A 12,794-nucleotide genomic window follows, 5' to 3' on the forward strand; every position below is an offset into this window, starting at 1 on the left:
AAAGAAAAAGGGCCCGGCCAGCGGCCGGACCCCTTCGGTCATTTGCCGGGCCGGATCAGGCCAGGGTGCTGTCGATGCCCTTGCAGGCCTCGACCAGGCCCTTCACGGCGTTGACCGAATTGTCGAACATCGCCTGCTCGTCCTTGTTCAGGGCGATGTCGATGATCTTCTCGACGCCGCCGGCACCGATCACGGTCGGCACGCCGACATACATCCCCTTGAGGCCATAGGCGCCGTCCACATAGGCCGCGCAGGGCAGGACGCGCTTCTGGTCCTTGAGATAGGCCTCGGCCATCTCGATGGCGCTGGCCGCGGGGGCGTAGAAGGCCGAGCCGGTCTTCAGCAGGCCCACGATCTCGGCGCCGCCGTCGCGGGTGCGCTGGACGATGGCGTCCATCTTGTCCTGCGTGGTCCAGCCCATCTTGACCAGATCCGGCAGCGGGATGCCCGCCACGGTCGAGTAGCGCACCAGCGGCACCATCGTGTCGCCATGACCGCCCAGAACGAAGGCCGTCACGTCGCGCATCGACACGCCGAATTCCAGCGACAGGAAGTGACGGAAACGCGCCGAGTCCAGAACGCCTGCCATGCCGCAGACCTTCTCGTGCGGCAGGCCCGAGAATTCGCGCAGCGCCCAGACCATCGCGTCCAGCGGGTTGGTGATGCAGATGACAAAGGCATTCGGCGCGTATTTGGCGATGCCTTCGCCCACAGATTTCATGACCTTGAGGTTGATGCCCAGCAGATCGTCGCGGCTCATGCCCGGCTTGCGCGGCACGCCGGCGGTGACGATGCAGACATCGGCGCCCGCGATATCGGCGTAATCATTGGCGCCCTTCATCACGGCATCGAAACCCTCGGACGGGCCCGATTGCGCGATATCCAGAGCCTTGCCCTGGGGCGTGCCTTCGGCGATGTCGAACAGGACGACGTCGCCCAGCTCTTTCATCGCGGCCAGATGTGCCAGCGTGCCGCCGATCTGCCCCGCACCGATGAGTGCGATCTTGGGTCGGGCCATGGATTACCTCCGATTGTCCAGGTGGAATGTTGCGCGGTGGTTAGAGGGTCGCGCAACGAATCGCAAGGCCCGCGCGCTGCGGCGCGGCGCTGGTATCCCTAACACTTGTCATTTCCCGCGCCGCGTCCGATCAATCGCGCAAAGGACGAGGGATCGCATGGACGCATTGACGCCCGAGGGCTGGATTCTGGCGGTGATCGCGGCCGCCGCCATCGGGCTGGCCAAGGGAGGGCTGGCGCTGGTCGCGGTGATCGCGGTGCCGGTCCTGTCGCTGGTCATGTCGCCCGTTCAGGCGGCGGGGCTGCTGCTGCCAGTCTATATCGTGTCGGATCTGGGCGGGCTGCTGGTCTATCGCCGCCATGTCGATTGGTCGGTGCTGAACAGCGCGCTGCCCGGTGCGGTCGCGGGGGTGGGGATCGGCTGGGCCACGGCGCATCTGGTGCCGGTCTGGGGCGTGACGCTGATCGTGGGGCTGATCGGGCTGGTCTTCGCGCTGAACGCGCTGCGGCCAAGGCCCGCGCCCGCCGAGCGCGCCGTTTCCAGGTCAAGGGGAAATTCCTGGGGAGTTCTGGCGGGTTACACCAGCTTTGTCAGCCATTCCGGAGGTCCGCCCTGGCAGGTCTATGCCCAGCCGCTGCGTCTGCCCTCGCTGATCTTTGCGGGCACGACGACCTGGTTCTTCGCGGTGGTGAACTGGATCAAGCTGGTCCCCTATGCGGCGCTTGGGCAGCTTTCGGCGCAGAACCTGACAATCGCGGCGGTGCTGATGCCGGTCGCGCTGGTCTCGGTCTGGGCGGGGCTGGCGCTGGTGCGGGTGATCCCGCAGGCGCTGTTCTACCGGCTGATCACCTGGGGGCTGCTGCTGGTCTCGATCCGGCTGGTCTGGCAGGGACTGGCCGAACGCGGCGTGGCGGGTTAGGTCTGGGCCGACCGCCCAACCGGAGGCACGATGACGCGTTCCGCCCTCTATATCCCCGCCGCCAATCCCCGCGCGATGGAGAAGGCGCGCAGCCTGCCCGTCGATGCGATCCTCTTCGATCTGGAGGATGCCGTCGCCCCCGATGCCAAGGCCGGGGCGCGCGACCATCTGGCCCGCGCGCTTCAGGCCGATTACGGCCCGCGCCAGCGCATCCTGCGGATCAACGCGCTGGCCACGCCCTGGGGCACCGATGACGCGGCGCTGGCCGCGCGGATGGCGGCGCATCTGGATGGAGTGCTGCTGCCCAAGACCGCCGGGCCGCAGGATTTGGATGCGCTGGCCGCTTTGGTGCCCGGTTTGCCGCTTTGGGCGATGATCGAGACGCCGCAGGGCGTTCTGTCGGCCCCGCAGATCGCCGCGCATCCGCGCCTGCACGCGCTGGTCATGGGCACGAACGATCTGGCCAAGGACCTGCGCTGCCGCAATCGCGTCGACCGCCTGCCGCTGCTGCCCGCGCTTGGCGCCTGCCTGCTGGCGGCGCGGGCGCATGACCGGCTGATCCTCGACGGGGTCTACAACGCCTTTCGCGACATCGACGGCCTGCGGGCCGAGGCCGAGCAGGGCCGCGATCTGGGCTTTGATGGCAAGACGCTGATCCATCCCGACCAGATCGCCGTCGCCAATGCGTGCTTCGGCCCGACCGAGGCCGAGATCGCGCAGGCCCGCCGCGAGATCGCCGCACACGAGGCCGCGCTGGCGGCGGGGCAGGGCATTGCCGTGCTGGACGGCCGCATCGTCGAGAACCTGCATGTCGAAACGGCCCGCCGCCTGATCGCCCGCGCCGAGGCGATTGCGAAACACGCGCATCAAGGGCAGTCTGCGAGCAGTCTCGATCCAGCCGGAGAAGCCAGATGACGATCCTGATCCTTGGCGTGGCCCTGTGGTGGGCGGCACATCTTTTCAAGCGCATCGCCCCCGAACGCCGCGCCGCGATGGGCGACCGGGGCAAGGGGCTGGTCGCGCTGGTGCTGCTGCTGTCGGTGGTGCTGATGGTGGTCGGCTATCGCCGCGCGGACGGGGCGTTCTTCTGGGGGCCGCATCCGGCCCTGGTCGGCATCAACAACCTGCTCGTGCTGCTGGCTTTCTATCTTTACGCCGCAGACGGGATGAAGACCCGCGTGACCGCCTGGCTGCGCCATCCGCAGCTGACGGCGTTTTGGCTCTGGGCCTTCGCTCATCTTCTGGTCAACGGCGACATGCCGTCCTTCATCCTGTTCGGAGGGCTGCTGGTCTGGGCGCTGGTCGAGATCGTCGTGATCAACCGCGCCGTGCCGGTCTGGAACCGCCCCCGCGGCCCGTTCCCCGCCCGCAAGGAGGCGATGGCGGCAGCCGGTGCCGTCGTCGTGATGCTGATCGTCGGGATGATCCATGGCTGGATCGGCCCCTGGCCCTTCGGAGGCGCGTGATGCCCCTGATCTATCGCATGATCACCGAGGACGACACGTCCCAGTTCTGCCACCGCGTCAGCGAGGCGCTGTCGAAAGGCTGGCAGTTGCAGGGCAGCCCGACCATGGCCTTCGACGTCGCGCGCGGCGTGATGCGCTGCGGGCAGGCCGTCACGAAAGAGATCGAGACGCCCTACAGTCCGGACATGAAGCTGGGCCAGCAATGACCGGCGGATTCGCGGCGCTGCCGCCGGTTGCGCTAACGCCGACAAGGGCTTGCACGACAGGTTGTGCGCGGCGCGATCCGCTGTGATCACAGGCGGGACATGTGTGATCACAAAGCCCGCAAATCCGCGCCATTTCCGCGCAGCGTCTGGAATCAGCAAGTGACAGGCGCCACAAAAGAGGTCAAGAGACCGCAAATCGCCAGCCCGCGCGGCCAGCCCGAACCCAAGGACGGTGGCTGGCGCGGGTTCTGTCAGAACCGATCAAGGAGGGCCGCCTCATGGCCGATGTGAACCGGGGTAACCGGCCGCTTTCCCCCCATCTTCAGGTCTATCGCCTGCCTTTGCCGGCGATCACCTCGATCATGACGCGCATCACCGGCCACGCGCTGGTCGCGGGCGTCCTGCTGCTGGTCTGGTGGCTGGTCGCCGCCGTCTCCAGCCCGGGCGCATTCGCCGCCGCCGACTGGGTGCTGCGGTCCTGGCTCGGGTTTCTCGTGATGCTGGGCTCGGCCTGGGCACTGTGGTTCCACCTGCTGGCGGGCATCCGCCACCTGTTCTACGACGCCGGCATGGGGCTCGAGATCGAGGATGCCAAGCGGTCCTCGTGGGGCATCATCATCGGCTCGGTCGCGCTGACCGTGCTGAGCCTGATCATCTTCTTCATCTGAGCCAAGGGGCAGACAATGCGCTACATCACCCCCCGCAAGGCCGCGATCGGCATGGGCTCGGCCCGGTCCGGGACGCTGCATCACTGGCAGATGACCGTGACCTCGGCGGCGCTGCTGATCCTGACGCCGCTTTTCCTGATCGTCGTCGGCGGCGCCATCGGGCTGGAACGCGAGGCGGTCATCGCCCATTTCGGCCGGCCCTTCGCCGGGATCATCACCGCCTTGTTCATCGTCGTGGGCATGGTCCACTTCATCAAGGGCACGCGGATCATGCTGGACGACTACCTGCATGGCACCGCCAACCGCGTGGCGATCATCGTCTCGCACATCTTCGGCTGGGGCGTCATCGCCACGGCGCTGTTCGCGCTGGCCAAGATGGCCTTCACCACTCCCGTGATCTGAGGACGACATGGCTGCTTACCAAACCCAAACGCATGATTACGACGTCGTGGTGGTGGGCGCCGGGGGCGCTGGCCTCCGCGCGACGCTCGGCATGGCCGAACAGGGTCTGCGCACGGCCTGCGTGACCAAGGTCTTCCCGACCCGCAGCCACACCGTGGCCGCCCAGGGCGGCATCGCCGCCAGCCTGGCCAATATGGGCCCCGACAGCTGGCAATGGCACATGTACGACACCGTCAAGGGGTCGGACTGGCTGGGCGACACCGACGCCATGGAATACCTGGCGCGCGAGGCCCCCAAGGCCGTCTACGAGCTGGAACATTACGGCGTGCCCTTCTCGCGCACCGAAGAGGGCAAGATCTATCAGCGTCCCTTCGGCGGCCACACGACCGAATACGGCGAAGGCCCCCCCGTGCAGCGCACCTGCGCCGCCGCCGACCGGACGGGCCACGCCATCCTGCACACGCTGTATGGCCAGTCGCTCAAGAACAACGCGGAATTCTTCATCGAATATTTCGCGCTGGACCTGATCATCACCGATGGCCGCTGCACCGGCGTCGTCTGCTGGAAGCTGGATGACGGCACGATCCACGTCTTCAACGCCAAGATGGTCGTGCTGGCGACGGGCGGCTATGGCCGCGCCTATTTCAGCGCCACCTCGGCCCATACCTGCACCGGCGACGGCGGCGGGATGGTGGCCCGCGCGGGCCTGCCGCTGCAGGACATGGAATTCGTGCAGTTCCACCCGACGGGCATCTACGGCTCGGGCTGCCTGATCACCGAGGGCGCACGGGGCGAGGGCGGCTATCTGACGAACTCGGAAGGCGAGCGCTTCATGGAGCGTTACGCGCCGACCTACAAGGATCTGGCCAGCCGCGACGTGGTTTCGCGCTGCATGACGCTGGAGATCCGCGAAGGCCGCGGCGTGGGCGAGCACAAGGACCACATCTTCCTGAACCTGATGCACCTGCCGCCGGAAACCCTGGCCGAGCGTCTGCCGGGCATCAGCGAAAGCGCCAAGATCTTCGCCGGCGTCGATGTGACCCGTGCGCCGATCCCGGTCCTGCCGACCGTGCATTACAACATGGGCGGCATTCCGACGAACTACTGGGGCGAGGTGCTGGCCCCGACCGAGGATGACCCGGACCGCATCTTCCCCGGCCTGATGGCGGTGGGCGAGGCGGGCTGCGCCTCGGTCCACGGCGCGACCCGGCTCGGCTCGAACAGCCTGATCGACCTGGTGGTCTTTGGCCGCGCCGCCGCGATCCGCGCCGGTCAGGTCGTGGACCGCGAAGGCGCCGTTCCCTCGACCAACAAGGCCGAGGTGGACCGCGCGCTGGACCGCTTCGACGGCCTGCGCCACGCCAACGGCACCGTCGGCACCGCCGAGCTGCGCGACCAGATGCAGCGCACGATGCAGGCGGACGCCGCGGTCTTCCGCACCGACAAGACGCTGGCCGAGGGCGTCGTCAAGATGGAGGCGATCGCCGCCAAGCTGGACGACCTTCGCGTGACGGATCGCGGATTGATCTGGAACACGGACCTCATGGAGACGTTGGAGCTGACGAACCTGATGCCCAACGCCCTGACCACCATCGTCGCGGCCGAGGCCCGCAAGGAAAGCCGCGGCGCCCATGCGCACGAGGACTGGCCTGAGCGGGATGACGCCAACTGGCGCAAGCATTCGCTTGCCTGGGTGGAGGGGAACAAGGTTAAACTGGCCTATCGTCCCGTCCATCTCGAGCCTTTGACCAAGGCCGAGGAAGGCGGGATCGATTTGCAGAAGATCGCTCCGAAGAAAAGGGTTTACTGATGCGCTTGAAACTGATTGCGGCCTTTGGTCTGTCCGCTGCTGTGCTGGCAGGCTGCGTCGCGCCCGTTCCGGTGCCTGGTCCGGCGCTGCCCCAGGCTCCTGTCGCCGCGCCCGCGCCGACGACGCTGGATGCCGCGTCGCGTCAGGTGGCGCGCAACACGATCCAGAACGAGATCCAGAACCGCTTTCAGGGCGTGGATGTCGCTCCCTGGACGGATTGCGTGATGAACAACGCGACCACCGCGGAACTGATCGACATCGCCCAGATGTCGAATGCCGGCTCCAGCGGCGTCAGCCAGAGCGTGGCGGCCATCGTCTCGCGTCCGGCCACGACGCAGTGCATCGCCGCCGCGGCGCGCCGGACCTGATCCGATGGCGTTCGCGCGGGCATTGGCTCTGACGTTTCTGCCTCTGGCACTGGGGCTGGCCGCTTGCGGCCCTGTCCCGGTCGAGCAGGCCGAACGCAGCTGCCTGCGCGACGCCGAACTGGCGCAGCGTCCACGGGGCGAGGTGGCCATCGGGGTCGGTTCCGGCCCCGGCGGCACCCGCACCGCGGGCCGCGTCACGCTTGAGGTCGGCAGCGACTATCTGGCCGGACGCGACCCGGCCAAGGTCTTCGACCGCTGCGTGCTCAACCGCTCGGGGCAGCCGCCCGCGCGCGGGCTTTACGAACAACCCGGCTGGCGGGGCTGAACATGGCCGGGGCTGACAGCTTGATGCCCGACGGTCGTCCGATGATCCTGCATCTGGGGGTGCAGAAGACCGGCACGACCTCGCTTCAGCGCTTCCTGCGGCTGAATGCGCCCGCCTTGGCCGACCGCCTGATGATCCGTACGCCCGAGGAAGGCACGCCGATGCGCCCCTTGGGCCGCGCGGCGGTCCGCCTGAGCCTTGCCTCCGGCGACGACAACGAACGCGCGCTGCGCGTGGCCTTCGAGGATGTGCTGGACACGCTGCCCGATGGTCCGCAGACCGCGCTGATCAGCCACGAGAACCTGGCGGGCGCCATGCCCGGCAATGGTGGCGAGACGCGGCTATATCCGGCTCTGCCCCGGATCGCGCAGCTTCTGGACAAGGTCGCGCAGGAACGCGGCTTCGCGCCGGTTTTCGCGATCTGCACGCGCAACATGACGGCATGGAAGCCCTCGGTCTGGGCGCAGGCCGTGCGCACGGACGGCTATGCGGGCGACTGGGACCAGTTCCAGCGCGAGACCGCCGACCTACCCGGCTGGGGCGACCTGTTCCGCCGCATGGGCGCGAAGCTGGGCGCGGACCGCGTCTACCGCCTGCGCCTTGAGGACGAGACCGATCCCGACCGCCCCGCGACGCAGCTTCTGCGGCTTGCCGGGCTGGACGAGGCGCGCATCGCCGCGCTGCCGCCATTGGATGGTCGCGCGATGGAGCGGCTGTCGAATGGATCCACCGAATTTCTGCGTCGCATCAACGAATTGGCGCTGAATCCTACAGCCCGTGACAAGGTGGCGGACCTTGTCGCGCGCTCGCAGACATTGTTTGCGGCCGATTGGCCGTCCAAAGGCACTTCCTGAAAGGAGCAACCCATGGTCCAGTTTACCCTGCCCAAGAACAGCCAGATCCGGGTCGGCAAGACCTGGCCCAAGCCCGAGGGCGCGACGAATGTCCGCAAGTTCAAGATCTACCGGTGGGACCCCGAGACGGGCGAGAACCCGCGTCTGGACACCTATTTCGTCGATCTGGACAAGTGCGGCCCGATGGTTCTGGACGCGCTGATCAAGATCAAGAACGAGATCGACCCGACCCTGTCCTTCCGCCGGTCCTGCCGCGAGGGGATCTGCGGCTCCTGCGCGATGGTCATTGACGGCGGCAACCGCCTCGCCTGCATCTTCGGCATCGACGAGGTCGCAGGCGATGTCGCGATCTACCCGCTGCCGCACATGCCGGTGGTCAAGGACCTGGTCCCCGACCTGACGCATTTCTACGCGCAGCATGCCAGCGTGAACCCCTATCTCCAGACCAAGTCGCCGACGCCGGGCAAGGAGTGGAAGCAGTCGATCGAGGACCGCAAGAAGCTGGACGGTCTTTATGAATGCATCCTCTGCGCCTCGTGCTCGACCTCGTGCCCCAGCTACTGGTGGAACGGCGACCGCTATCTGGGGCCGGCCGCGCTGCTGCATGCCTATCGCTGGATCATCGACTCGCGCGACGAGGCGACGGGCGAGCGGCTGGACGAGCTTGAGGACCCCTTCAAGCTCTATCGCTGCCACACGATCATGAACTGCACCAATACCTGCCCCAAGGGCCTGAACCCCGCCAAGGCCATCGCGGCGATCAAGCACATGATGGTCGAACGCGCCGCCTGAGGCAGCACTAACCCGAAAGGCCCGGAGCATGCTCCGGGCCTTTTGCGTTCAGTCCCGGCTCTTGCGGACGTAAAGCTCCAGCCGGTGATGGACGATCTCATAGCCCATCTCGGCGGCGATCTCGGCCTGCAGCCGCTCGATCCGGTCGTCGGTGAATTCGATCACCGCGCCGCTGTCCAGGTCGATCATGTGGTCGTGATGGGCGTCGTCGGCGGCCTCCCACCGGGCGGGTTCGCCCTGGAATTCCAGCTTGTCGATCACGCCCTGCGCCTGAAGCGTGGTCAGCGTGCGATAGACCGTCGCCAGCGACACGCCGGCCCCCGCCGCGACCGCCCGCGCATGCAATTCCGCCGCATCCGGATGGTCGGATGCCGCCGCGATCACCCCCAGCAGCGCCGCGCGCTGCCGCGTGACCCGCACCCCCGCGCCGCGCAGCGCCTGTTCCAGCCTGTTCCTGCGTTCCTTGCTCATGGCGTCATCCTGCCGCAAGCGGGCGCCAGTTGCAACTGGTTCGCAACTATTGACAGTTGCGAACGATTCGCACATCTATGCGGCACAGGAGGATTGCATGACCCGTCTGCTTGCCGCCGCTCTGACTTGCCTTCCCGCCTTGGCCTCGGCCGATCAGGTGAAGGTCGCCACCAGCTTCACGATCCTTGCCGACATGGCCCGCAACGTTGCGGGCGATCTGGCCGAGATTCATTCGATCACCCGCCCGGGCGCCGAGATCCACGATTACCAGCCGACGCCCCGCGACGTTCTGGGAGTTCAGGATGCCGACCTGATCCTTGTGAACGGAATGAACCTTGAGGGCTGGATCGATCCCTTCCTGGCGCGTCTGGGCGACGTGCCGGTCGCGATCCTGACCGAGGGGGTCGAGCCCATCGCCATCGCGGGCGGCGGCTATGACGGCCAGCCGAACCCCCATGCCTGGATGTCGCTGGAGAATGCCGCGATCTATGTCGGCAACATCGCCGAGGCCCTTTCCGCCGTCGATCCCGACAATCAAGCGACCTATGCCGCCAATGCCGAGGCCTATCTGGCCCAGCTGGCCGAGGTGGTAGGCCCCCTGCGCGAACAGGCGCGCGCGCTGCCCGAGGATCGGCGCTTTCTGGTCACCTCCGAGGGCGCCTTTTCCTATCTGGCGCGCGATTTCGGCCTGACCGAGATGTATCTCTGGCCGATCAATGCCGAAGGCGAGGGCACGCCCCAGCAGGTGCGCCGCCTGATCGACCTGATGCGCGAGACGGGCGCGCCAGTGATCTTCTCCGAAAGCACCGTATCCGACCGTCCGGCGCGCAGCGTCGCCGCCGAGACGGGCGCGCGTTATGGCGGCATCCTCTATGTGGACAGCCTGTCCGATCCCGACGGCCCTGTGCCCACCTATCTGGACCTGCTGCGCGTGACCGGCGAAACCATCGTCACCGAACTGGCCGCCGAATGAGCGAAACCCCCGCCATCGCCGTCCGCGACCTGACCGTCGCCTATCGCAGCGGGGTCACCGCGCTCAGCGATGCCAGCCTCGACGTGCCGGCCGGGTCGGTCACGGCTCTGGTCGGCGTGAACGGGGCGGGAAAATCGACGCTGTTCAAGGCGCTGATGGGGCTGGTCGCGCATGGCCGGGGCGAGGTGCGGATCATGGGCCTGCCCGTCGCGCAGGCGCTGCGCCGCAACCTGGTCGCCTATGTTCCCCAGACCGAAGAGGTCGACTGGACCTTTCCCGTCCTTGTCCGCGATGTGTTGATGATGGGCCGCTATGGGCGTATGGGCCTGATGCGCCGTCCGCGCCCCGCAGACCGTCAGGCGGTCGAGGGCGCATTGGCGCGGGTCGGCCTGACCGACATGGCCACCCGCCAGATCGGTGAGTTGTCGGGCGGCCAGAAGAAGCGCGTCTTTCTGGCCCGCGCGCTGGCGCAGGATGCGCGCGTGATCCTGCTGGACGAGCCCTTCACCGGCGTCGATGTCGAGACCGAGCGGCGCATCATCGCGCTTCTGTCCGCGATGCGGGACGAGGGCCGGGCGATGCTGGTCTCGACCCACGATCTGGGCGCGGTGCCTGAATATTGCGATCGGGTGGTCATGGTGAAGGGCACCGTCCTGGCCGCCGGGCCGACCGCCACGACCTTCACCCCCGAGAACCTGCGCCGCGCCTTTGGCGGCACGTTGCGCCATTTCGTGCTGGCCGGCAGCGACCTGCATGACGATCCCGATGCCCGCGCGCTGGATGTGTTCACCGACGACGAGCGGCCACTGATCCTCTATGACGACCGCCACCAATCCGCGGGGCGTCCGTGATCGGCACGATGCTGGAACCCCTTGCCTACGATTACATGGTCACGGCCATCTGGGCCTCGGCCCTGGTGGGAGCGACCTGCGCCTTTCTGTCCGCCTATCTGATGCTCAAGGGCTGGAGCCTGATCGGAGACGCGCTTTCGCATTCCATCGTGCCGGGCGTGGCGGGGGCCTATATGCTGGGCCTGCCCTTCGCGCTTGGGGCGTTCCTGTCGGGCGGGCTGGCCGCGCTGGCGATGCTGTTTCTGAACAACCGCACGGGGCTGAAGCAGGACGCGATCATCGGGCTGATCTTCACCGGCTTCTTCGGGGTGGGGCTGTTCATGGTCTCGCTGAACCCGGTGGCTGTGGATCTTCAGGCGATCACGCTTGGCAACATCCTGGCCATCGCGCCCGAGGATCTGGTCCAGCTGGTGATCATCGCGGGCGTCACGCTGGCGGTCCTGTCGGTGATCTGGCGCGACCTGCTGGTCGTCTTCTTCGACGAAAGCCATGCGCGGACGGTGGGCCTGCGGCCGGGCCTGCTGAAGCTGGTCTTTTTCACGCTGCTGGCCGGATCGACCGTCGCCGCGATGCAGACGGTGGGCGCGTTTCTGGTCATCGCGCTGGTCATCACGCCGGGCGCCACGGCCTATCTGCTGACCGACCGCTTTTCGCATCTGGTGCTGATCTCTGTGGCGATCGGGGGGCTGTCCTCGGCGATCGGGGCCTATGCAAGCTTCTTCCTCGACGGCGCGACGGGGGGGATCATCGTCCTGTTGCAGACGGCGCTGTTCCTGCTAGCGCTGGTTTTCGCCCCGAAACACGGGCTGCTGGCCACGCGCCGCAGGCGGCGGGCGGCGTCATGATCGAGACCCTGATCCTGCCCTTTTCCTTTCCCGTCATGCGTGAGGCCGCGCTGATCGCGCTGATCGTGGCGCTGCCCGCCGCGCTGCTCAGCTGCTTTCTGGTGCTGAAGGGATGGGCGCTGATCGGGGACGGGATCAGCCATGCGGTCCTGCCGGGCATCGTGCTGGCGCATCTGGCGGGGCTGCCGCTGCTTCTGGGCGCCTTTGCGGCGGGGATGGTCTGCGCGCTGGCCTCGGGCTGGCTGGACGCGAACAGCCGGATCAAGCCCGACACGGCGCTTGGCGTGGTCATGGCGGGGATGTTCGCGCTTGGCCTGGTGCTGATCCTGGCCTTTCCGGGGCGGCTGCATCTGAGCCATATTCTGTTCGGCAACATCCTGGGCGTGACGCCTGATGATTTCGCGCAGGCCCTGCCCATCGCGGGGGCGGTGCTGGTGATCCTGCTGGTCAAGTGGCGCGACTTCGCGCTGTTGGCTTTCGATCCCGTGCAGGCGCGGGCGGCGGGGCTGCGGGTGGGCTGGCTGCATTACGGGATGCTGGCGATGATCGCGGCGATGGTGGTGGCGATGCTGTCCTCGGTGGGGATCATCCTTGCGGTGGGCCTGCTGATCGCGCCAGGCGCCATCGCCTTTCTGCTGACGCGCAGGCTGCCCGTCATGCTGGCGCTGGCGGCGGGGGTGGCGGGGCTGGCCAGCCTTGGCGGGGTCTGGGCCAGCTTCTGGCTGGACAGCGCGCCCGCGCCCACGATCATCGTGATCCTCACTGGTGCGTTCGTCTTGGCCTTTCTCTGGCGGCAGATCGGAGCCGCCCGCGCCTGACCCCCTTT

At 67.4% G+C, this 12,794-nt stretch carries 17 protein-coding genes; 15 read left to right on the plus strand and 2 right to left on the minus strand.

The genetic code is table 11. The features are described from left to right. Positions 1 to 55: 55 nt before the first annotated feature. Complete coding sequence (mdh, locus tag QAR72_RS01820) at positions 56 to 1,018, minus strand: malate dehydrogenase (RefSeq protein WP_304615650.1); 963 nt, start codon at positions 1,016 to 1,018, stop codon at positions 56 to 58. A gap of 157 nt (positions 1,019 to 1,175) precedes the next feature. Between mdh and QAR72_RS01825 the strand changes: the two genes are divergently transcribed. The 11 genes from QAR72_RS01825 to QAR72_RS01875 all read left to right on the plus strand — a co-directional run bounded on the left by QAR72_RS01825 (position 1,176) and on the right by QAR72_RS01875 (position 8,828). After that, a complete protein-coding gene (locus QAR72_RS01825; RefSeq protein ID WP_304615651.1) occupies positions 1,176 to 1,937 on the plus strand; it encodes a sulfite exporter TauE/SafE family protein in 762 nt (253 codons plus the stop codon). Between the two features lie 30 nt (positions 1,938 to 1,967). Beyond that, positions 1,968 to 2,852, plus strand: a complete 885-nt coding sequence (locus QAR72_RS01830; protein ID WP_304615652.1) for an HpcH/HpaI aldolase/citrate lyase family protein — start codon at positions 1,968 to 1,970, stop codon at positions 2,850 to 2,852. Beyond that, complete coding sequence (locus QAR72_RS01835) at positions 2,849 to 3,403, plus strand: NnrU family protein (protein WP_304615653.1); 555 nt, start codon at positions 2,849 to 2,851, stop codon at positions 3,401 to 3,403. Before QAR72_RS01830 ends, QAR72_RS01835 begins: the two co-directional genes overlap by 4 nt. After that, positions 3,403 to 3,609: a DUF1737 domain-containing protein gene (locus QAR72_RS01840; protein WP_304615654.1), complete on the plus strand. Its 207-nt coding sequence runs from the start codon at positions 3,403 to 3,405 to the stop codon at positions 3,607 to 3,609. Before QAR72_RS01835 ends, QAR72_RS01840 begins: the two co-directional genes overlap by 1 nt. 278 nt (positions 3,610 to 3,887) lie before the next feature. Continuing rightward, complete coding sequence (gene sdhC / locus QAR72_RS01845) at positions 3,888 to 4,277, plus strand: succinate dehydrogenase, cytochrome b556 subunit (protein WP_304615655.1); 390 nt, start codon at positions 3,888 to 3,890, stop codon at positions 4,275 to 4,277. Positions 4,278 to 4,292: 15 nt separating this feature from the next. Continuing rightward, on the plus strand, positions 4,293 to 4,679 hold the full coding sequence (locus QAR72_RS01850; protein WP_304615656.1) for a succinate dehydrogenase, hydrophobic membrane anchor protein: 387 nt from the start codon (positions 4,293 to 4,295) through the stop codon (positions 4,677 to 4,679). A gap of 7 nt (positions 4,680 to 4,686) precedes the next feature. Then, positions 4,687 to 6,489 carry a succinate dehydrogenase flavoprotein subunit gene (gene sdhA / locus QAR72_RS01855; RefSeq protein ID WP_304615657.1) on the plus strand — a complete coding sequence of 601 codons (1,803 nt, stop codon included), beginning with the start codon at positions 4,687 to 4,689 and terminating at the stop codon, positions 6,487 to 6,489. Next, positions 6,489 to 6,857, plus strand: coding sequence for a hypothetical protein (locus tag QAR72_RS01860; protein WP_304615658.1), 369 nt, complete (start codon positions 6,489 to 6,491; stop codon positions 6,855 to 6,857). The genes sdhA and QAR72_RS01860 overlap by 1 nt, the downstream gene beginning before the upstream one ends. A gap of 4 nt (positions 6,858 to 6,861) precedes the next feature. Beyond that, entirely contained in the window at positions 6,862 to 7,182 is a 321-nt protein-coding gene (locus tag QAR72_RS01865) for a hypothetical protein (RefSeq protein ID WP_304615659.1), read from the plus strand. Between the two features lie 23 nt (positions 7,183 to 7,205). After that, the gene (locus QAR72_RS01870; protein WP_304615660.1) at positions 7,206 to 8,036 is read left to right on the plus strand and encodes a hypothetical protein; all 831 of its coding nucleotides are present in this window, start codon (positions 7,206 to 7,208) and stop codon (positions 8,034 to 8,036) included. Between the two features lie 12 nt (positions 8,037 to 8,048). Further along, a complete protein-coding gene (locus tag QAR72_RS01875; protein ID WP_304615661.1) occupies positions 8,049 to 8,828 on the plus strand; it encodes a succinate dehydrogenase iron-sulfur subunit in 780 nt (259 codons plus the stop codon). Positions 8,829 to 8,876: 48 nt separating this feature from the next. On the opposite strand, the gene QAR72_RS01880 is transcribed toward QAR72_RS01875, so the two are convergent. After that, a complete protein-coding gene (locus tag QAR72_RS01880) occupies positions 8,877 to 9,299 on the minus strand; it encodes a Fur family transcriptional regulator (protein WP_304615662.1) in 423 nt (140 codons plus the stop codon). A 97-nt stretch (positions 9,300 to 9,396) separates the two neighbouring features. Between QAR72_RS01880 and QAR72_RS01885 the strand changes: the two genes are divergently transcribed. The 4 genes from QAR72_RS01885 to QAR72_RS01900 are packed head-to-tail and all read left to right on the plus strand — an operon-like array spanning position 9,397 to position 12,786. After that, positions 9,397 to 10,272, plus strand: a complete 876-nt coding sequence (locus QAR72_RS01885; protein WP_304615663.1) for a metal ABC transporter substrate-binding protein — start codon at positions 9,397 to 9,399, stop codon at positions 10,270 to 10,272. Next, the gene (locus tag QAR72_RS01890) at positions 10,269 to 11,123 is read left to right on the plus strand and encodes a manganese/iron ABC transporter ATP-binding protein (protein ID WP_304615664.1); all 855 of its coding nucleotides are present in this window, start codon (positions 10,269 to 10,271) and stop codon (positions 11,121 to 11,123) included. Before QAR72_RS01885 ends, QAR72_RS01890 begins: the two co-directional genes overlap by 4 nt. An 8-nt stretch (positions 11,124 to 11,131) precedes the next feature. Beyond that, complete coding sequence (locus QAR72_RS01895; RefSeq protein ID WP_304615665.1) at positions 11,132 to 11,968, plus strand: metal ABC transporter permease; 837 nt, start codon at positions 11,132 to 11,134, stop codon at positions 11,966 to 11,968. Beyond that, a complete protein-coding gene (locus QAR72_RS01900; RefSeq protein WP_304615666.1) occupies positions 11,965 to 12,786 on the plus strand; it encodes a metal ABC transporter permease in 822 nt (273 codons plus the stop codon). The genes QAR72_RS01895 and QAR72_RS01900 overlap by 4 nt, the downstream gene beginning before the upstream one ends. Positions 12,787 to 12,794 lie beyond the last annotated feature (8 nt).

The organism is Paracoccus sp. (in: a-proteobacteria), from assembly GCF_030604785.1.
GTDB lineage: Bacteria > Pseudomonadota > Alphaproteobacteria > Rhodobacterales > Rhodobacteraceae > Paracoccus.

Bases quoted from the DNA above. Each gene is read 5' to 3' on its own strand.
- QAR72_RS01865 (WP_304615659.1), top strand. From the start codon at position 6,862: ATGGCGTTCGCGCGGGCATTGGCTCTGACGTTTCTGCCTCTGGCACTG.
- QAR72_RS01830 (WP_304615652.1), top strand. From the start codon at position 1,968: ATGACGCGTTCCGCCCTCTATATCCCCGCCGCCAATCCCCGCGCGATG.
- QAR72_RS01880 (WP_304615662.1), bottom strand. From the start codon at position 9,299: ATGAGCAAGGAACGCAGGAACAGGCTGGAACAGGCGCTGCGCGGCGCG.
- QAR72_RS01825 (WP_304615651.1), top strand. From the start codon at position 1,176: ATGGACGCATTGACGCCCGAGGGCTGGATTCTGGCGGTGATCGCGGCC.
- QAR72_RS01870 (WP_304615660.1), top strand. From the start codon at position 7,206: ATGCCCGACGGTCGTCCGATGATCCTGCATCTGGGGGTGCAGAAGACC.
- sdhA (WP_304615657.1), top strand. From the start codon at position 4,687: ATGGCTGCTTACCAAACCCAAACGCATGATTACGACGTCGTGGTGGTG.
- QAR72_RS01835 (WP_304615653.1), top strand. From the start codon at position 2,849: ATGACGATCCTGATCCTTGGCGTGGCCCTGTGGTGGGCGGCACATCTT.
- QAR72_RS01890 (WP_304615664.1), top strand. From the start codon at position 10,269: ATGAGCGAAACCCCCGCCATCGCCGTCCGCGACCTGACCGTCGCCTAT.
- QAR72_RS01900 (WP_304615666.1), top strand. From the start codon at position 11,965: ATGATCGAGACCCTGATCCTGCCCTTTTCCTTTCCCGTCATGCGTGAG.
- QAR72_RS01885 (WP_304615663.1), top strand. From the start codon at position 9,397: ATGACCCGTCTGCTTGCCGCCGCTCTGACTTGCCTTCCCGCCTTGGCC.
- QAR72_RS01840 (WP_304615654.1), top strand. From the start codon at position 3,403: ATGCCCCTGATCTATCGCATGATCACCGAGGACGACACGTCCCAGTTC.
- QAR72_RS01875 (WP_304615661.1), top strand. From the start codon at position 8,049: ATGGTCCAGTTTACCCTGCCCAAGAACAGCCAGATCCGGGTCGGCAAG.
- sdhC (WP_304615655.1), top strand. From the start codon at position 3,888: ATGGCCGATGTGAACCGGGGTAACCGGCCGCTTTCCCCCCATCTTCAG.
- QAR72_RS01850 (WP_304615656.1), top strand. From the start codon at position 4,293: ATGCGCTACATCACCCCCCGCAAGGCCGCGATCGGCATGGGCTCGGCC.
- QAR72_RS01895 (WP_304615665.1), top strand. From the start codon at position 11,132: ATGCTGGAACCCCTTGCCTACGATTACATGGTCACGGCCATCTGGGCC.
- mdh (WP_304615650.1), bottom strand. From the start codon at position 1,018: ATGGCCCGACCCAAGATCGCACTCATCGGTGCGGGGCAGATCGGCGGC.
- QAR72_RS01860 (WP_304615658.1), top strand. From the start codon at position 6,489: ATGCGCTTGAAACTGATTGCGGCCTTTGGTCTGTCCGCTGCTGTGCTG.